Source organism: Streptomyces hygroscopicus subsp. hygroscopicus (assembly GCF_001553455.1).
Lineage (GTDB): Bacteria > Actinomycetota > Actinomycetes > Streptomycetales > Streptomycetaceae > Streptomyces > Streptomyces hygroscopicus.
In genome coordinates, this window is sequence record NZ_BBOX01000307.1 from 1 (window position 1) to 15,698 (window position 15,698).

General features: G+C 74.1%; 9 protein-coding genes. 1 reads left to right on the forward strand and 8 read right to left on the reverse strand.

The window, feature by feature from the left end:
• Nucleotides 1–110 precede the first annotated feature (110 nt).
• Both AXW62_RS28260 and AXW62_RS28265 read right to left on the reverse strand, forming a co-directional pair.
• Nucleotides 111–1,592 (reverse strand): NAD-dependent succinate-semialdehyde dehydrogenase, encoded by a 1,482-nt coding sequence (locus tag AXW62_RS28260; RefSeq protein WP_060947008.1) that lies wholly within the window; start codon nucleotides 1,590–1,592, stop codon nucleotides 111–113.
• 87 nt (nucleotides 1,593–1,679) lie between these two features.
• A complete protein-coding gene (locus AXW62_RS28265; RefSeq protein WP_060947009.1) occupies nucleotides 1,680–2,939 on the reverse strand; it encodes an aspartate aminotransferase family protein in 1,260 nt (419 codons plus the stop codon).
• A gap of 202 nt (nucleotides 2,940–3,141) precedes the next feature.
• Between AXW62_RS28265 and AXW62_RS28270 the strand changes: the two genes are divergently transcribed.
• The gene (locus AXW62_RS28270; RefSeq protein ID WP_060947010.1) at nucleotides 3,142–4,827 is read left to right on the forward strand and encodes a PucR family transcriptional regulator; all 1,686 of its coding nucleotides are present in this window, start codon (nucleotides 3,142–3,144) and stop codon (nucleotides 4,825–4,827) included.
• A 71-nt stretch (nucleotides 4,828–4,898) separates the two neighbouring features.
• Here the strand turns inward: AXW62_RS28270 and AXW62_RS28275 are convergent, their stop codons facing one another.
• From AXW62_RS28275 to AXW62_RS46170, 6 genes are all read right to left on the reverse strand, one after another.
• On the reverse strand, nucleotides 4,899–5,585 hold the full coding sequence (locus AXW62_RS28275) for a helix-turn-helix transcriptional regulator (RefSeq protein ID WP_079105713.1): 687 nt from the start codon (nucleotides 5,583–5,585) through the stop codon (nucleotides 4,899–4,901).
• A 251-nt stretch (nucleotides 5,586–5,836) separates the two neighbouring features.
• A complete protein-coding gene (locus AXW62_RS28280; RefSeq protein ID WP_060947011.1) occupies nucleotides 5,837–8,647 on the reverse strand; it encodes an ATP-binding protein in 2,811 nt (936 codons plus the stop codon).
• Nucleotides 8,637–11,396 (reverse strand): AAA family ATPase, encoded by a 2,760-nt coding sequence (locus AXW62_RS28285; protein ID WP_063817671.1) that lies wholly within the window; start codon nucleotides 11,394–11,396, stop codon nucleotides 8,637–8,639. Before AXW62_RS28285 ends, AXW62_RS28280 begins: the two co-directional genes overlap by 11 nt.
• A gap of 60 nt (nucleotides 11,397–11,456) precedes the next feature.
• A complete protein-coding gene (locus AXW62_RS28290) occupies nucleotides 11,457–14,360 on the reverse strand; it encodes a helix-turn-helix transcriptional regulator (RefSeq protein WP_060947013.1) in 2,904 nt (967 codons plus the stop codon).
• Nucleotides 14,361–14,703: 343 nt separating this feature from the next.
• Nucleotides 14,704–15,162 (reverse strand): ATP-binding protein, encoded by a 459-nt coding sequence (locus tag AXW62_RS28295; RefSeq protein WP_169808181.1) that lies wholly within the window; start codon nucleotides 15,160–15,162, stop codon nucleotides 14,704–14,706.
• Nucleotides 15,163–15,233: 71 nt separating this feature from the next.
• Complete coding sequence (locus AXW62_RS46170; RefSeq protein WP_079115839.1) at nucleotides 15,234–15,428, reverse strand: DUF5999 family protein; 195 nt, start codon at nucleotides 15,426–15,428, stop codon at nucleotides 15,234–15,236.
• Nucleotides 15,429–15,698: the final 270 nt, after the last annotated feature.

Consider the following 15,698-nt stretch of genomic DNA (forward strand, 5'->3'; position numbering starts at 1 on the left):
GCCATGGCCATCGCGTGCGCCCCGGCGGCGGCCGGGGCCGGGCACGTGGCCCTCGACGGACGGCCGACCGCGGCAGCGCCCGGGTGTCCGGCGGGGTGGCGGACGGCGGCTCAGACCGGCACCGCGACGTACTTGTACTCCAGGAACTCGTCGATGCCGACCCGGCCGCCCTCGCGTCCGAGCCCGGACTGTTTGACCCCGCCGAAGGGGGCCGCGGGGTTGGAGACCAGCCCGGTGTTGAGGCCGACCATGCCGACCTCCAGCCGCTCGCTCACCCGCAGCGAGCGGTTCAGGTCCTGGGTGAAGACGTAGCCCACCAGGCCCCATTCGGTGCTGTTGGCGGTGGCGACGACCTCGTCCTCGTCGTCGAAGGTGAGCACGGCCGCGACCGGTCCGAAGATCTCGGTCTCCATCAGCCGGCTCGCCGGGGAGACCCCGGTGAGCACCGTGGGCGGGTAGAAGCAGCCGGGGCCCTCGGGGGTGCTGCCGCAGACCAGGACCTCGGCGCCGCGTGCCACGGCGTCCGCGACAAGCTCCTCGACCTTGGTACGGCCGGCCCGGTCGATGAGCGGCCCGACGTCGACACCGGGGCGGCTGCCGGGGCCGACCTCCAGCGCGCCCATGCGGCGGGCCAGCCGGTCGGCGAACTCGGCCGCGACGGAGGAGTGGACGAAGAAGCGGTTGGCCGCCGTGCACGCCTCGCCCATGTTGCGCATCTTGGCGGTCATGGCGCCCTCGACCGCGGCGTCGAGGTCGGCGTCCTCGAAGACGATGAAGGGGGCGTTGCCGCCGAGCTCCATGGAGGTGCGGACCACCGCGGGCGCGCACTGGGCCAGCAGGGTGCGGCCGACCTGGGTGGAGCCGGTGAAGGACAGCTTGCGGACGTGTCCGCCGGTCAGCAGCGGTTCCACGACCTCTCCCGCGCGGGAGGTGGTGACCACGTTGAGCACTCCGGCCGGAAGCCCCGCCTCCTCCAGGATGCCGGCGAGCGCGAGGCTGGACAGCGGGGTCTGCGGGGCGGGCTTGAGCACCATGGTGCAGCCCGCGGCGATCGCCGGGCCGATCTTGCGGGTGCCCATCGCCAGCGGGAAGTTCCACGGCGTGATGAGCAGACAGGGGCCGACCGGGCGGCGCATCAGCAGCATGCGGTTCCTGCCGTCCGGCAGGGTGGAGAACCCGCCCTCGATGCGCACGGCCTCCTCGGAGAACCAGCGGAAGAACTCCGCGGCGTAGGCGGCCTCTCCCCGGGCCTCGGCCAGCGGCTTGCCCATCTCGGCCGTCATCAGCGCGGCCAGCGCGTCGGCGCGCTCCGTGATCAGCTCATAGGCGCGGCGCAGGATCTCGCTGCGGGCGCGGGGCGCGGTGGCCGCCCACTTCTCCTGGGCGTCCTCGGCGGCGGTCAGGGCGCGCTGCCCGTCCGCGGGGGCGGCGTCGGCGACCTCGCACAGCACCTCACCGGTGGCCGGGTCGTCGACCGGCATGGTCCCGCCGCCGGCCGCGTCGGACCAGGACCCGGCGATGTAGAGCTTCTTGGGCACCGCCGCGAGGACCTCGGCGGCCGAGGGGTACGAGGGGGACGAGGGGGTGGACATAGCGGCAATCTCCTATCGGACCGCCGCCGGTCCGAGCGGTTCGGACCGGCGGGCGGATCGGGCTCCCGGGGGCAGGTGCGGTGCGCGTCAGGAGTCCGCGGTTCCGGCGCTGACGGCGGCGGACCAGGCGCGCAGGCCCTCGTCGATCGCCGCTTCGTCGACGACGAGGGCGGGGATCATCCGGACCACATGGTTCCAGGCCCCGCACAGGAGCAGCAACAGTCCTTCGTCCACGGCGGCGCGCTGCACCCGGGCCGCGGTCGCCGGGTCCGGTTCGCCGTCCTCGGTGACGAACTCGCTGGCCAGCATGAGGCCGAGGCCCCGGACATCGCCGATGGCGGGGGTCTTGGCGGCCACCTCCTCCAGACCACGGCGCAGCCGCGCCCCCATGGCCTCGGCGTTGGCCACGAGGTTCTCCTCGCGGACCACGTCGAGGGTGGCGACGGCCGCCGCGCAGGCCACGGCGTTGGCGCCGTAGGTGCCGCCCTGGGAGCCGGGCCACGCCTTGCTCATCAGCTCCTCGGAGGCGGCGATGCCGGACAGCGGGAAGCCGCTGGCCAGCCCCTTGGCGGTGACCAGGATGTCGGGGCGGACGCCGAAGTGGTCATGGCCCCAGAACCGTCCGGTGCGGCCCACCCCGGTCTGCACCTCGTCCAGGATCAGCAGGAAGCCGTGGCGGTCGGCCCGCTCCCGCAGGCCCCGCAGGAACCCCTCGGTGGCGGGTACGTAGCCGCCCTCGCCAAGCACCGGTTCGACGATGATCGCGGCGGTGTCGTCGGGCGGGGTGATGGTCTGCAGGACGTAGTCCAGCTCGCGCAGGGCGAACCGGGTCGCGGTCTCCTCGTCCCAGCCGTACCGGTAGGCCGTGGGGAACGGGGTCACCACCACGCCGCTCATCAGCGGCGAGAAGCCGGAGCGGAAACGGGTCCCGGAGGTGGTCATGGAGGCGGCCGCGACGGTACGGCCGTGGAAACCGCCGTGACAGACCAGGACATTGGGCCGGCCGGTGGCCTGGCGGGCCAGGCGCAGCGCCGCCTCCACCGCCTCGCTGCCGGAGTTGGTGAAGAACAGACTGTCGAGGCCGGCCGGGAGCACCTCGCCCAGCTTCTCGACCAGCCGCCGCAGCGGTGGGTGCATGACGGTCGTGTACTGGCCGTGGATGAGGGTGGCCACCTGCTCCTGCGCGGCGGCGACCACCCGCGGATGGCAGTGTCCGGTGCTGGTGACGCCGATGCCCGCGGTGAAGTCGAGGTATCGCCGCCCGTCCTCACCGTCGACGTAGGCGCCCTCTCCGCGGACGGCGACCACCGGAGTGGCCTGACGGAGCTGCGGCGACAGATTGGTCATGTTCTCTCCCACACCCACGGGTCGGCGATGCGCTCGGACACTTCGAGGGTGCTGGGACGGACCCGGTCAGGACAATGATCACTGTGTCGCGGGGTGGTGATCGCTATGGACGGTCTGTCAACGACTCCGGGTACCGGCGTTGTCAAGACGCCCAGCGGGGGCGTGGTTGCGCCCGGCCCCCCGGCTTGCCAGAGTGGGCGGCATGAACGGCTCCGGCGGCACCGCGTACGACGCTGCCGGCCGGCCGCCGTCCCGCCCGGCCGGGCCGCCGCGGGCTCCGGGGCGGTCACCGCTCAGCCTCGGCGAGGTGCTGCGGCTCCCGGTGCTGGCCGCCGGGGCGCCGGAGGTGGTGTCCGGGCACGGGCAGCTGTCCCGGCCGGTCCGCTGGGTGCACATCACCGAACTGCTCGACCCGGCGTCCTTCCTCAAGGGCGGGGAGCTGGTGCTGACCACCGGCATGCCGCTGCCCGAGGAGCCGGCGCTGGTGCGCCGGTACGTCGACGAGCTCGCGGACGTCGGCGCGGCCGGGCTGGTCATCGAGCTGGTGCGGCGCTACCACCGGCCGCCGTCGGAGCTGGTACGGGCCTGTCTGGACCGGGACTTCCCGCTCGTCCTGCTCTCCCGGACGGTGAACTTCGTGGAGGTCACCCAGGTTCTCCACTCCCTGATCGTCGGCAGTCAGGTGGAGAGCCTGCGCCGGGCCCAGGACGTCCATGACACCTTCACCGCGCTGACCCTGCGCGGCGCCGGGCCCGACGAGGTGGTGGGCATGGCGGCGGAGCTGAGCGGGCGCCCGGTGGTGCTGGAGAACCTGGTGCACCAGGCCGTGATCTGCGGGTCCCCGGGGGCCGGGGTGGAGGGGGTGCTGGCCGGCTGGGAGCGGCGGTCGCGCGCCACCCCCTCGCCCGACCGGACCGGGCTGAGCGGTCCGGAGGACTGGCTGGTGACCGCGGTGGAGTACCGGGGCGAGCGATGGGGGCGGCTGCTGATGCTCCCGGACGCGGCCGGGGGTGCGGCGGTCGGCCCCGAGGACGCGATGGTCCTGGAGCGCACCGCCACGGCCCTGACCATCGCCCGGCTCACCCATCACACCCGCTGGGAGCGGCGGGCGCAGCGCACGCTGCTGCGGGACCTGGTGGAGCAGCGCTGCCGGTCGCGGGGTGAGGCGCGGGCCAGGGCCGAGGCGCTGGGCGTGCCGGTCGCGGGCCGCCGGCTGCTGGTGGTGCTGGTCAGTCCGGGCCCCGGGGCCGGGGAGACGACCGAGCTGGAGGACCGGCTGACCGACGAGCTGGCGGCGGCCGGGGCCGCGGTGCTGGTCGGCGCGGTGCCCGGGGACCACATCGGGGTGCTGCTGGCCCTCCCCGCGGCGACGCCCTGGCGGCCGCTGGTGGAGCGGCTGAGCCGGTCCGTACGGGCGTCCCGTCCGGAGGCGGTGATCAGTGTCGGCTCCGAGGTCGCGGACCTGTCACAGACCGCCCGGTCGTTCCAGCAGGCGGCGCGGGTCGCGGACGCCGCCGTTCCGGGGACGCCGGACAAGCCGTTCCACGAGCTGTCGGACATCGGGCTGCGGCAGCTGCTGTACGCGCTGCGCGGCGATGTGCGGCTGCAGGAGTTCGTGGAGCGGCAGTTGGGACGGCTGGTGGACTACGACGAGCGGCACGGCACCGATCTGCTGACGGTGCTGCACACGTTCCTGGACGCGGCGGGCAACAAGACCGTGGCCGCCAGGCGCGCGAATCTGTCCCGGCAGGCGTTCTACCAGCGGCTGCGTTCGATAGAGCGGGTGCTCGGCTGCGATCTGGAGTCGGGTGAGCAGCGCACCCAGCTCCATGTGGCGCTCACCGCCTTCCACCTGCTGCGGATGTCCCGGGGCCCGGCCCCGACCTGAGCGGCGGCGGTGTGGCGCTACGGCCGGCCCGGAGCCGGGCCGGCCGTAGCGGTTGCCGCGTCCGCGGAGCGTCACTTGACGAAGTCATCGACGACCTTGGGTGGCCAGCAGCCGACGTTGAGCACGCCGATGGAGTACGCACGGGAGACCAGGGCCGCGCGGTTGGGCACCCGCAGCTTCCGCAGCAGCCGTGTCACGTGGTACTCCACGCCCTGCCGGCTGAGGTAGAGCCGGGAGGCCAGCGGGACCGTGGAGAGCCCGGCGGCGATGCCCTCCAGGATGCGTGCCTCGGTCTCGGTGAGGAGCTTCTTGCGGTGGGTGACCATGTCCACCTCCTCGCCACCCGCGGTAGGGCGCAGCACCACCAGGATCGAGGCGACGTGGGCGCTCCCCTCGCGCACGGCGACGGCCGTCAGCGCGCTGGTGAAGGCGGCTCCAGCGGCCCCGACGGCCACCACATGAGTGGTGAACCGGTGGCGGGAGCCGTCGAGGAGCCGGATGAACTGCCGCTTGAGTGCCTGCTGGACGCTGGGGTGTACCAGGTCGCAGAAGTCACGCCCGCACACGTCCGCGGAGGCGTCGTCGAACTGCCGGAAGAACTCCCGGTTGGCCTGCTGGACCGTGAGCGACGGGTCGAGACAGACGACGCACGCCCCTGGCTGGTCGAACTGGCGCAGTAGATCCGTGTACTCGGTCTGCTCGTGTCCAAGCTCGTGGGGGGTTGGCCGAGCCGAATCCGCTAGTAAGGGCATTGCCAAGGGACTGCCATCCCTTCCTTAATTCAAAGTATTCAGAATCGAATGGCGATATTCAATTCAGAATGTTGATTTCATAATTGAGACTAGGGATCCACGAGCACAGAAGTCAACGTGAACAGGGGTGTCACCACCCAATCCCGTGGTGGGGTCCCCCGAAGGTTCGGTCCGCACCCCACCGCTTCGGTGGGCCGGTACGGTCGGTTCACGAATCCCCGCCAACTACCGCCGAATTATCGCCGTTAACGCGCTGTTCACATATCCATGCGAGGAAGCAGCTTGATGAGCTCGCGCCGCCCGGAGACGCCCAGCTTGCGATAGGCGCTCGTCAGATGCTTCTCGATGGCGCGGGAGCCCACCCCCAGCTCGTCGGCGACCTCCTGGTTGGTCAGGCCGCGCCCGACGAGGGAGGCCACGGTGCGCTCGGTACGGGTGAGGGACGCCTCCGGCGGGGCGGCGGCCGCACCGCTGCCGTCCACCCCGCGGATCCGCTCGACCAGCCGGGGCGCCCCGCACGCGGAGGCCAGGGCCGCGGCCTCCCGGAACACGGCGTCCGCCTCGGCCCCCGGTCTCAGCCATTTGCCCAGTTGCAGCAGCGCACGGGCAAGCTCGAGCTCATTGGCCGAGGCGCGCAGCACATCGACCGATTCCCGCAGCAGTTTCATTCCCTGATCGCCGCCGAGCAGCCCGGCCTTCAGCCGCAGTGCGCGGCCGAGCGCCACCGGGGCGCCCCACTCCGCGGTCCGCACCAGCTCCTCCTCGGCCAGTGCCATGGCCGCGCAGGAGTCGCCGAGGCGCTGCTGGAGGGTGGCCGCCCAGGGCCGCCAGGCGAAGAGCACGGGGTTGCGCCAGCCCGAGGCCTCCAGCTGCCGGCCGCAGGCCAGCAGGGTTTCCAGGGCGCCGGCCCGGCGGCCGTGCAGGGTGTCCTGCGCCGCCTTGAGGAACTGCAGCGCCGAGGTCAGGGCCAGGCTCGAGGAACGGCGCCGCCCGGGGCCGTCCAGGATCCGCTCGGCCAGGGCGAGGTCCTCCAGGTCCAGGGCCACCCCGGTGAGGGCGAGGGTGGAGACGACCCCGGCCTCCTGCCAGTGCGCCTCGGCCAGCCGTACCGCGCGCTCGGCGTACTCACGCGCCTGCGCGACGCGGCCACGGGCGCTGAGCACCATGGCCTGCTGGACGTTGGCCAGCGCCTCGACGACCGTGCCGCCCTGCCGCCGGGTCCGCTGCTCCATCGAGAGCCAGGAGCTGATCCCCCGTACCGAATCGGCGGCGACCAGCCCGATCACCACCAGCGGCAGGGGGGAGGGGACCTGTTCGGAGGTGGCCGGTTCGCGCTCCAGGATGCGGCCGGCCAGCCGGGCGACCTCGGCCGCGGGCCGGCGGGCGGTGAGCATGGCCGCGTTGAGCAGCACCGCCGCCAGCTCACGCTCGGCGGCGGTGTCCAGTGCCGGTTCCGCCCCCAGCTCCGTCAGCCGTTCCACCGCCGCGGCCAGCTCCGCCGGATCCTCGTGCCCGGCGTGCCGCAGCCGCGCCTCGAGCCGCAGCGCCACATCACGCGCCGTGCCCTCCAGCGCGTCCGCGGGGCCGAGGTCCTCGGCGACCTGGTGCAGCAGGTCGATGACCGACGGAGGTGCCTGGCCCACGATGGTCGGGGAGATCCGCAAGGCCGCGGCGGCCCGGAGCCGGGCCGTGGTCAGCAAGGGTATGGCCTGGGAGATGTGGCGTTCGCAGGCGGCCGGGTCGAAGCCGCGCTCCGCGGTGGCCAGGTCGATCAGCAGCCGGGCCCGGCCCTCCCCGGCCAGCGAGCCGTCCAGGAGCGCACGGCGCAGATAGCGGGCGGCGGTACGCGGCGCCCCGCAGCGCAGCGCGGTGTCCGCCGCGGCCCGCAGCACCTCCACCGCCCACGGGTGGTCGGAGGTGGTGACGGCCATGAGCTGGGCGGCGACCAGCTCCGCGGGGCGTCCCCTGTGGTACAGCAGGGCCGCCGCGGCGTCGTGCAGCCGCTCCCGTTCCGCCACCGTCATCGAGGACTCGACCGCGTCCTGGACCACCCGGTGCAGGAAACGCGGCTTCTTCTCCGCGGCCAGCAGCCCCAACTGGTGGAGGTCGCGCAGCGCGGCCAGGAAGTCGATCGGGTCCAGCCCGGCCAGCCGCGCCAGCAGCTCCGGTTCCGCCTGGTCGCCGAGGACCGCCAGCGCCGCGGCCAGGGCCCGCACCGGCCGGGGCTGGGCGCGCAGGGAGCCGGCCAGCCGCTCGCGCAGCTGGGCCGGGCGCTGCGCGCGGGCCTCCTCGACCTGCTCGGCGACGGGGCGGTGGCCGTTGCCGGCCAGGCCCGCCAGCACCGACGTCAACAGCAGCGGGTTGCCCGCGGAGATCTCGTGGCAGACGCGGGCGAACTCCTCGTCCCCCGGTGCGCCGAACTGCTCGTGGATCACTTCCTTGATGGCGCCCAGCGACAGTGGCGCGGGGCGCAGCACCCGCCGGGCCGCGTCGGCGATCTCCCGCAGCGTCGGGTCGCCGGGCCGCCGGTAGCCGTCCCGCAGGGCGCAGACGACCACGGCGCGCAGCCCGTGCAGCCGTTTGACGAGGAAGGCGAGCCAGCGCAGCGACGGGGCGTCGGCCCACTGCAGATCGTCCACGAGGATCAGCAGCGGGCCGTCGGCGCTGACGTCGGCCAGTACCGAGCGCAGTCCGTACAGCACCTCCTCGGACATCGGCACGGCCCCGCCGGCCTCGTCCAGAAGCAGGCCGTCGTCTCCGAAGACCGTGCGCCACAGGCCGCTCTCCGCGCTCAGCCGGCCCGCGCGGAGCTCTTCCGGGACGCCGGTCAGCAGGCTGTCGAAGAGCTGGCGGACCACGCCGAGGGCGAAGTCCTGTTCCATCGGCGCGGCGTTGGCGCGCAGGACGCGGAGCGCCGCTCCCTCGGCGAGGGCCGGCAGCTGCTGCAGCAACGCGGTCCGGCCGACGCCCACGGGACCGGCCAGCAACAGCAGTGACGAATCTCCCGCCGCCGCGGCCCGCAGGGCGTCCGCGACCTGCGCCAGCTCGGCCTCCCGCTCAAGCAACATCCGTTCCGCACCCCTCCGCCGCCCGCAGCAACGCGATCAGCTCCGCGCGACCGCCGATCCCCAGCTTTCGGTACGCGCCGCTGAGCCGGAGCTCCACGGTGCGTCTGGTTACAGAGAGCGTTTCGGCGATCTCGCGGTTGCCATGACCGAGCCCGGCGAGGGCCGCGGTGCGCCGCTCGGGCTCGGTCAGGGTCGCCCACGCCGGATGCGGAACACGTCCGCGAACGGCGGCCGCCCCGGTCCGCTCGGACAGCTCGCGCACCCGCGCGACCAGCCGGCTGGCGGACCGGTGGGCGATGACGAAGGTGAACAGCTCGGCCACCAGGGGGTCCGCGGCCCGCGCGTTCCCCGCGTCCAGTTCGGCCGCGGCCAGCTGGACCAGGGACCCCGCGTAGGCGAGCCGGGCGGGGGTGCCGCGCAGGGTGGCCACCGCCTCGCGGAGCCGGTCGGCCCGCCCCTCCCGGGCCACCCGCCCCACCCCCAGCTGCGCCCAGCCGATCGTGCTGGGGGCGCCCCAGGACCGGGCCAGCGCGAGCTCCTCACCGGTGAGCCGGCCCGCCTCCTCGTGGTCCCCCAGGGCCTCGCAGACCCGGGCGGCCATCGAACGCCACGGCATCAGGGCGGGGTTGATCCGCCCGCGGCTCAGATGCCACCTGCCGGTGGCGCGGAACAGCTCCAGCGCCTCGGGCAGCCGGCCGTCCCGCACGGCCACCAGCGCCCTGGCGAAGAGCAGATGGCCCCAGGAGGCGCCGTCCCGCGACTCCTCGGGGGCGGGCGCGTCCGCCAGCTCACCGGCCTGGGCGGTGTCGCCGTTCTCCAGGGCGATGGCGATCCGCACGGCCGTCAGATACGGGACGGTGTACGGATGCCAGAGACGGTGGGGCAGTGACCGCTCCGCGGCGGCCAGGTCCCGTTCGGCCACGTCGAGCCGGCCGCGCCGCAGGTTCAGCTCGCTGCGGACGGTCAGGGCCACGGCGGCGGCCGCGCGGGCGTGCCGCCGCCGCAGGTCGGTGTGGAGCACGTCCAGCCGGACCTCGGCCTCGTCCAGGTCGTCGGTCAGCAGCAGGGTCCGGACGGCGACGATCCGGGGCAGGATCATCGCCCCCGCGCCGCCGTCGACCGTGAGGGCGCGCCGGGCCAGCGTCCGGGCGGCGGGCAGTCCCTCGCCGCGCAGGGCCAGCCGCCAGGCGCGGGCCGCGGCCTGTACCGGGCAGGTGGGATCGGCGGGCAGCGGCGGGATCGCCTCCGGGGCCAGGTCGGTGTCGTCCTGCCGCTCGGTCTCGGTGAGCCAGAACAGCCCCGTCAGGGCGCTCCGTTCCGCACCGTCGGTCGCGGGCAGCACATCGGCGACCGCACGGCGCAGCCCCTTGTCGGCGCCGCGGGAGAGTCCCAGGTCGGCGGCGCGCACCCGGAGCCGGCCGGACCGGCCGTCGCCGGTGCGGATGATCTCCGTCAGCCGGCGGTCGGCGGCCTCGGGGGCGGACAGCACCTCGATGGCGGCGAGTTCCAGGCCCAGTTCGGCACGCGGCGCCGGTTCCAGCGGCTCCTCCAGCGCCCGCGCGAGGCAGGCGATCGCCTGGTCGGTCCGGCCCGCGCGCAGCGCGGCGGCGCAGGCGCGGCGCAGCAGGGGGATCACCCAGGGCTCGCCGACCGGGCGGGCGGCGAGCAGCAGCCGGGCGATGTCCTCGTCGGCCACGGCCGCCCGGTACGCCAACTCCGCGGCCCGCGCGTGCAGTTCCGCCCGTTCGTCACCGGACATCCCGGCGAGGATCCAGTCGCGTGCCCCGGGCCGGCACAGGCGGAGCCCGGCGCCGGACTCGGTGACGAGCCCGTGCTCCTGCAGGACGGCGGTCAGCCCGGGCTCGCTGGTGGCGCGCGGGCCCGCGAGCGCGTACAGCAGGGACAGGTCCAGCAGGTCACCGCAGACGGCGAGCGCGCGCACGACCGATACGGCCGTGTCGGTCAGCACGCCCAGCACCCGGACGGTGTGTTCGCCGCCGACGGCCTCGATGACCGAGCGCAGCTCCGCCACCCGCCCGGCGACCGGCGGGTATCCGCTTCCGGCGAAGCGGCTCAGCGCCTCGGACAGCACCTCCGGGTTGCCCGCGCTCGCCTCCAGGGCCGCCGTGACGAAGCCTCTGTCACCGGGGCGGCCGCAGATCAGCGCGACCGTGGCGGCCACGTCGCGCCGGGTCAGCGGGGCCAGGCGGAGTTCCACGGCGGGCACCGGCGGCGGCCCGGAGGAGGCCAGGGGGCAGGAGCCGGGGCGGTGCCGGCCGGTGCTGCTCACCAGCAGGGTGATCCGGGCGGCGGACAGCCGCCGCACGAGCGCCCCGAACCAGCGCAGCGAGTCCGGGTCCAGCCAGCCCACGTCCTCGACGACCAGCAGCGTGGGCCGCTCACGGGCGGTCCGCAGCAACTCGGCCAGTCCCGGTAATCGGTTCTGGGACCCTTGTCCGGTCAGGGTCTTCAGCGAGCCGTCGGTGAGTCCCTCCATCGGGGCCAGCAGCTGTCCCACCACGCCGTAGCGCACGTCCCGCTCGGTCGGGGTCGCCTGGGCGCGCAGCACGCGCAGGCCCTGGTGCTCGGCCAGCCGGGCGGTGAGGCGCAGCAGCCGGCTCTGTCCGTAGCCGGGTCCGCCGAGCACCGTCACCACCGAGGGACGGTCCCGGCCGAGGTCGGCGACGACCTGGGCGAGCATGGCCTGCTCTCGTTCACGTCCGGGGAACGGGAGCCCGTTGAGCTGCATGGTGTGACTATAAGCCGGGGGCGAGGCGCGAAAAGGCCACCGGACCGCCTCCCGCCGGCCTCAGCGTCTGCCGCGTGAGGCGAAGACCCACGCCGGTGCCTGGGGGTCGGGGCGGCTCGTGGTGCTCAACACCGAGGCCAGGTCGGCGCGCTGACTGACACTCAGCTTCCGGTAGACGCTGGTGAGATGCGTCTCCACGGTGCGTACGGTGACGAACAGCGATTCGGCGATCTCACGGTTGCCCGCTCCGCGCGAGGCCAGTTGGGCCACCTTGTGCTCGGTGCCGGTGAGCAGGTCGACCGGCGAGGCGGTGATCTCGCGCATCCGGCCGCCCGCGGCGACCAGCCGGTTGCGGGCGTCCCTGGCGAGCGCGAGCGCGCCGCAGCCCTGGGCGAGGTCGGCGGCCGAGCGCAACCGCTCCCGGGCGTCGCGCGGCCGGCCGGCGTCCAGCAGCGCCCCGCCGAGCAGGAACTCGGCGCGGGCGTGCTCGGCGCGGGCGGGCGAACCGGAGAAGTGCTCGACCGCCTCGGTGAGCAGCGCGACGCCCTCCTCGCCCGGGGTGGTCACGCCGCGGGCGAGCGCGGCGAGTCCGAGGGCGCGCGGGGTGTTCCAGCGGCGGGCCAGCTCAGCGCCGTGCTCGACGAGGTCCCGCGCCTCCTCCGCCCGCTTCTCCGCCGCGAGCACACAGGCCGCCTCGGCCCACCAGGGCACGAACGCCGGGTTGGCGAACCCGGACTCGTCCAGGGAGGCACCGCAGTCCAGGAACAGCCGCAGCGCGGTGGCACCGTCGCCGAGCGCCCAGCGGGCCCGCGCACGGGCCATGAGGTACCAGTGGTACTCCAGCACGAACCCGTCCAGGTTCGGGCGGGTGACCGAGGCCAGCAGTTCCTCGGCCCGCTCCGGTTCACCGCGGTCGATCAGGATCGTCGCCAGCGCCGTCTGGGGCGTGGTCACATTGGCGTTCCAGCGCTCCCCGCCGATGATCTCGACGGCGGTCTGGGCGTCGGCGAGCGCGTCGGGGATCGCGCCCACGCCGTGCAGCAGCAGGGCCCGGATGGACAGGGTGACCACGTACGACCACACCGCGGAGCTGTCCTGGCCCCGGCGCAGCGCGCGGTCCAGCGCGTCCAGCGCCTCCTCGGTCTCGTCGGCCAGGCTCAGGGTGAACGCGGAGAAGACCAGCGACCAGTTGTCGAGCCCGGAGTCCGAGGAGCGCAGCGCGCGGCGGGCCCGTCCCACCGTCCGCCGCACCGAGCGGCCCTCCATCGCGGACAGGACGGTCATCATGGCGAGCAGCTGCCGCTGCGCGGGGGTGTCCCCGGGGGGTTCGGGGATCCGCGCGAAGCGCTCCCGGACCGTGTTGATCGTGGCCTTCTCGTCGGATCCGCTGATCAGCAGCGCCGATTGGACGAGGGTGCGCAGCTCGCGGTCGCGCGGATCGGGGTCGGGCCCCAGCTCCTCCTCGAGTTCGTCGAGCACCTCGCTGAGCACCCGTACGGCGGCCGGTGACTGCTGGACGGTCAGGCAGGTCAGGCCGAACTGCACGGCGATGGGTGCCTTGGTACGGACATCGGAGGCCAGCCCGAGCGCACGCCTGAGCAGGCGGATGGCCTCGGCCGGGTTGATCTCCGCGAGCGCCTTGGCGAGCGGGACATGGGCCGACAGGCTGTCCGGCTCCGCCTCCAGAACCCGGTAGAGATAGCGGGCGGCGGCCTCCGGGGCGCCGCGGTGCTCGGCCTGGGCGGCGGCCTCCCGCAGCACCCAGCACATCCACGGCTGGGGGGTGCCGGGCACCAGCAGCACCTGGTTGGCGACCTCCTCGGCGGGCCGTCCGGCGTCGCTCAGCAACTGGGCCGCGCGGGCACGCAGGTCGGCCAGCGGCTCCTCCCCGGCGGCCTCCAGCACCGCCGAGCGCACCACGTCATGGGCCAGGTCCGCCCGGTCCGGCGCCATCACCTCGACCCCGCGCAGCAGGTCCACGGCCTCCGCGACGCGGGCGACGGGCACCCCGGCCAGCACGCCGATGTGCTCCGGGTCCTCCTCGCCGAGCACCGCGATGGCGGTGGCCACGTCCCGGACCCAGCCGGGCTGGGCGTCGAAGAGGGCACGTACGGACAGGGCGACCACGTAACTCCCGACCTCGGCGATCTCGCGGATGCCGTCCTCGTCGGGGGACACTCCCTTGGCCCGCAGCTCGCGCAGCAGCCGGGTGACCGTGAGGGGGTTGCCGCCGCAGACGGCGGTCGCACGCTCGGCGAAGGAGGGCTCGACGGGCGTCTCGAAGACCTGCCGGGCCATCTCGGCCACGTCGGTGCCGGCCAGCGGGTCGAGGCGGATCACCGAGGAGCGCGGCTGGGCGAGGATGTCCGCCAGGGCGGTGGGGGCGACCGGTTCCGCCTCGGTGCGCTGGGCCAGCACCACCAGCAGCGGCAGCTGGTCGGCCCGCCGCAGCAGGAAGTCGATCCAGCGCAGCGACCGCTCGTCGCACCAGTGCACATCGTCCAGGACGAGCAGCAGCGGGCCCTGGGCCATCAGGTTGGCGGCGAGCCAGTACAGGCCGTGCAGCACCGGGTAGACGGTGGCGGCCGTGGACGGCCCCTCCTCGGCCGGGCGGGGGTCGAGCGCGGGCAGGGCACGGCGGGCGCTGCCGCGCAGCAGCGGGGAGTCCTGGGCGTCCTCGGCGGAGAGCCCGAGGCCGCCGAAGAGGGCGCGCACCCCGCCGTATCCGGCACCGGCCACCACCTCACCGCAGGTGCCGTGCAGCACGGTCATCGTGCGGCAGGCGTCGCTGTCGAGGAAGGCACGCAACAGGCTGGTCTTACCGATTCCGGCCGGGCCGGACAGGATCACCAGACCGGACCGCCCGGCGCGGGCGGCCTCCGCGTGGGCGGTCAGCGCCGCGAGTTCGGCGGCGCGGCCCACCAATGTGCCGGGTAAACCGGAATCGCTTTTCCGGTCCGCCACGGCAGCCTCCTCAAGCCAAAAGTGTGAAATTTCGGAAAGTTTGCTACTCGTCGCGATCATCAGGCTACACGAGCCGGATGACGACGATCAAACCCGATCAGTGGGGTCTGGGTACCCGTAAAGCCCGGAGACGGAAGGCGTGGTGAGCGTGTTCACCATTCGCGGTGAGGGCGTTCACCGTTCGCGGTGAGCGTGTTCACCGTTCGCGGTAAGGGCGTTCACCGTCCCGTCTCCGGGCCGTTGGCATCACTGTGTGGGTACGAGGCGTGAAGTCTCCTATATGACACCTCCCTTCGCCGGTTCTCGATCACGACGTCATGTTCCGTCGGTTCCCGTCACGACGTCATGCGGGCTTCTGCAGGGCGGCTCTCAGCGCGACCGGAAGGACGTGGAGCTCGAACCAGACGACCTTGCCCGCCGCCGTGCGGGTGGAGCCCCAGCAGCGGGAGAGCAGATCCAGCAGATGCAGTCCGCGCCCGCTCTCGTCATCGCCGTCGGTGGCGCACACCCGGGGCTGCCCGGGGTCCTCGTCCGCCACCTCGCACCGGACGGCGCGATCGGCGGAGCACAGGGAGAGCGTCAGCCGGATCGGTCCGCCCGCGTGCTGCAGGGCGTTGGTGACCAGCTCGCTGACGAGCAGTTCCGCGTCGTCGGCGAACTCGTGCAGCGCCCACGCCGCCAGCTGGACGAGGGTCAGCCGCCGGGCCCTGGGCACCGAGGCGGGCTCCGAGGGCAGCAGCCAGGACGTCCACCCGCTGGTCGTGGGAGGCCCGGGGCCTTCGGGCCGTCGCTGGGCGCTCATGGGGGCTCCGGCGTTCAGGGGCGAGCCCGCGCTCACGGGGGAGCGGAGCGCGACGGTCGTCGTGGAGCCGTTCATGCTGACCGGTCGGGACTGATCCGGGGGGCGGGGACGGCGCACCTGCCGGGGAGGAGTTCGCCGGGGTCGGCGAAGCTCACCACTGCGGTGCGGCGCGGGCTCCATCCCTGCTCGGGGTGGGTGGCCGGCAGGCGCGCCGAGTCATGATCCTGGGCGTCGGCCGGAGGGCGGGGAGGTTGGTGGAGGCACATGGTCCGAACCTTCGATCTTCCGCCGTCGGTCGGCGGAACTCGTCGCCGAGGCCACCATCGTGGGTCGGCGGACCGGTCCGCGAGAAGGGGAGATCTCCCCACATCGGTACCCAAACCCGCTGCCGTCCGCCGGGGGCGTCACGGCCGGGCGGCGGACGCTCACCCCCGACGGCGCCCCGCCCGGCGAAGGGCCCACCCCGGCGCACAGGCCCGACCTGGCAGACGGCTCCCGCCCGGCGCACAGCCACGCCTCGGCAGACGGCTCCCACC

Excerpts from the sequence above, each read along its gene's own strand:
- AXW62_RS28285 (WP_063817671.1), bottom strand. The coding sequence starts at position 11,396 with ATGCAGCTCAACGGGCTCCCGTTCCCCGGACGTGAACGAGAGCAGGCC.
- AXW62_RS28295 (WP_169808181.1), bottom strand. The coding sequence starts at position 15,162 with ATGAGCGCCCAGCGACGGCCCGAAGGCCCCGGGCCTCCCACGACCAGC.
- AXW62_RS28265 (WP_060947009.1), bottom strand. The coding sequence starts at position 2,939 with ATGACCAATCTGTCGCCGCAGCTCCGTCAGGCCACTCCGGTGGTCGCC.
- AXW62_RS28280 (WP_060947011.1), bottom strand. The coding sequence starts at position 8,647 with ATGTTGCTTGAGCGGGAGGCCGAGCTGGCGCAGGTCGCGGACGCCCTG.
- AXW62_RS28270 (WP_060947010.1), top strand. The coding sequence starts at position 3,142 with ATGAACGGCTCCGGCGGCACCGCGTACGACGCTGCCGGCCGGCCGCCG.
- AXW62_RS28260 (WP_060947008.1), bottom strand. The coding sequence starts at position 1,592 with ATGTCCACCCCCTCGTCCCCCTCGTACCCCTCGGCCGCCGAGGTCCTC.
- AXW62_RS46170 (WP_079115839.1), bottom strand. The coding sequence starts at position 15,428 with ATGTGCCTCCACCAACCTCCCCGCCCTCCGGCCGACGCCCAGGATCAT.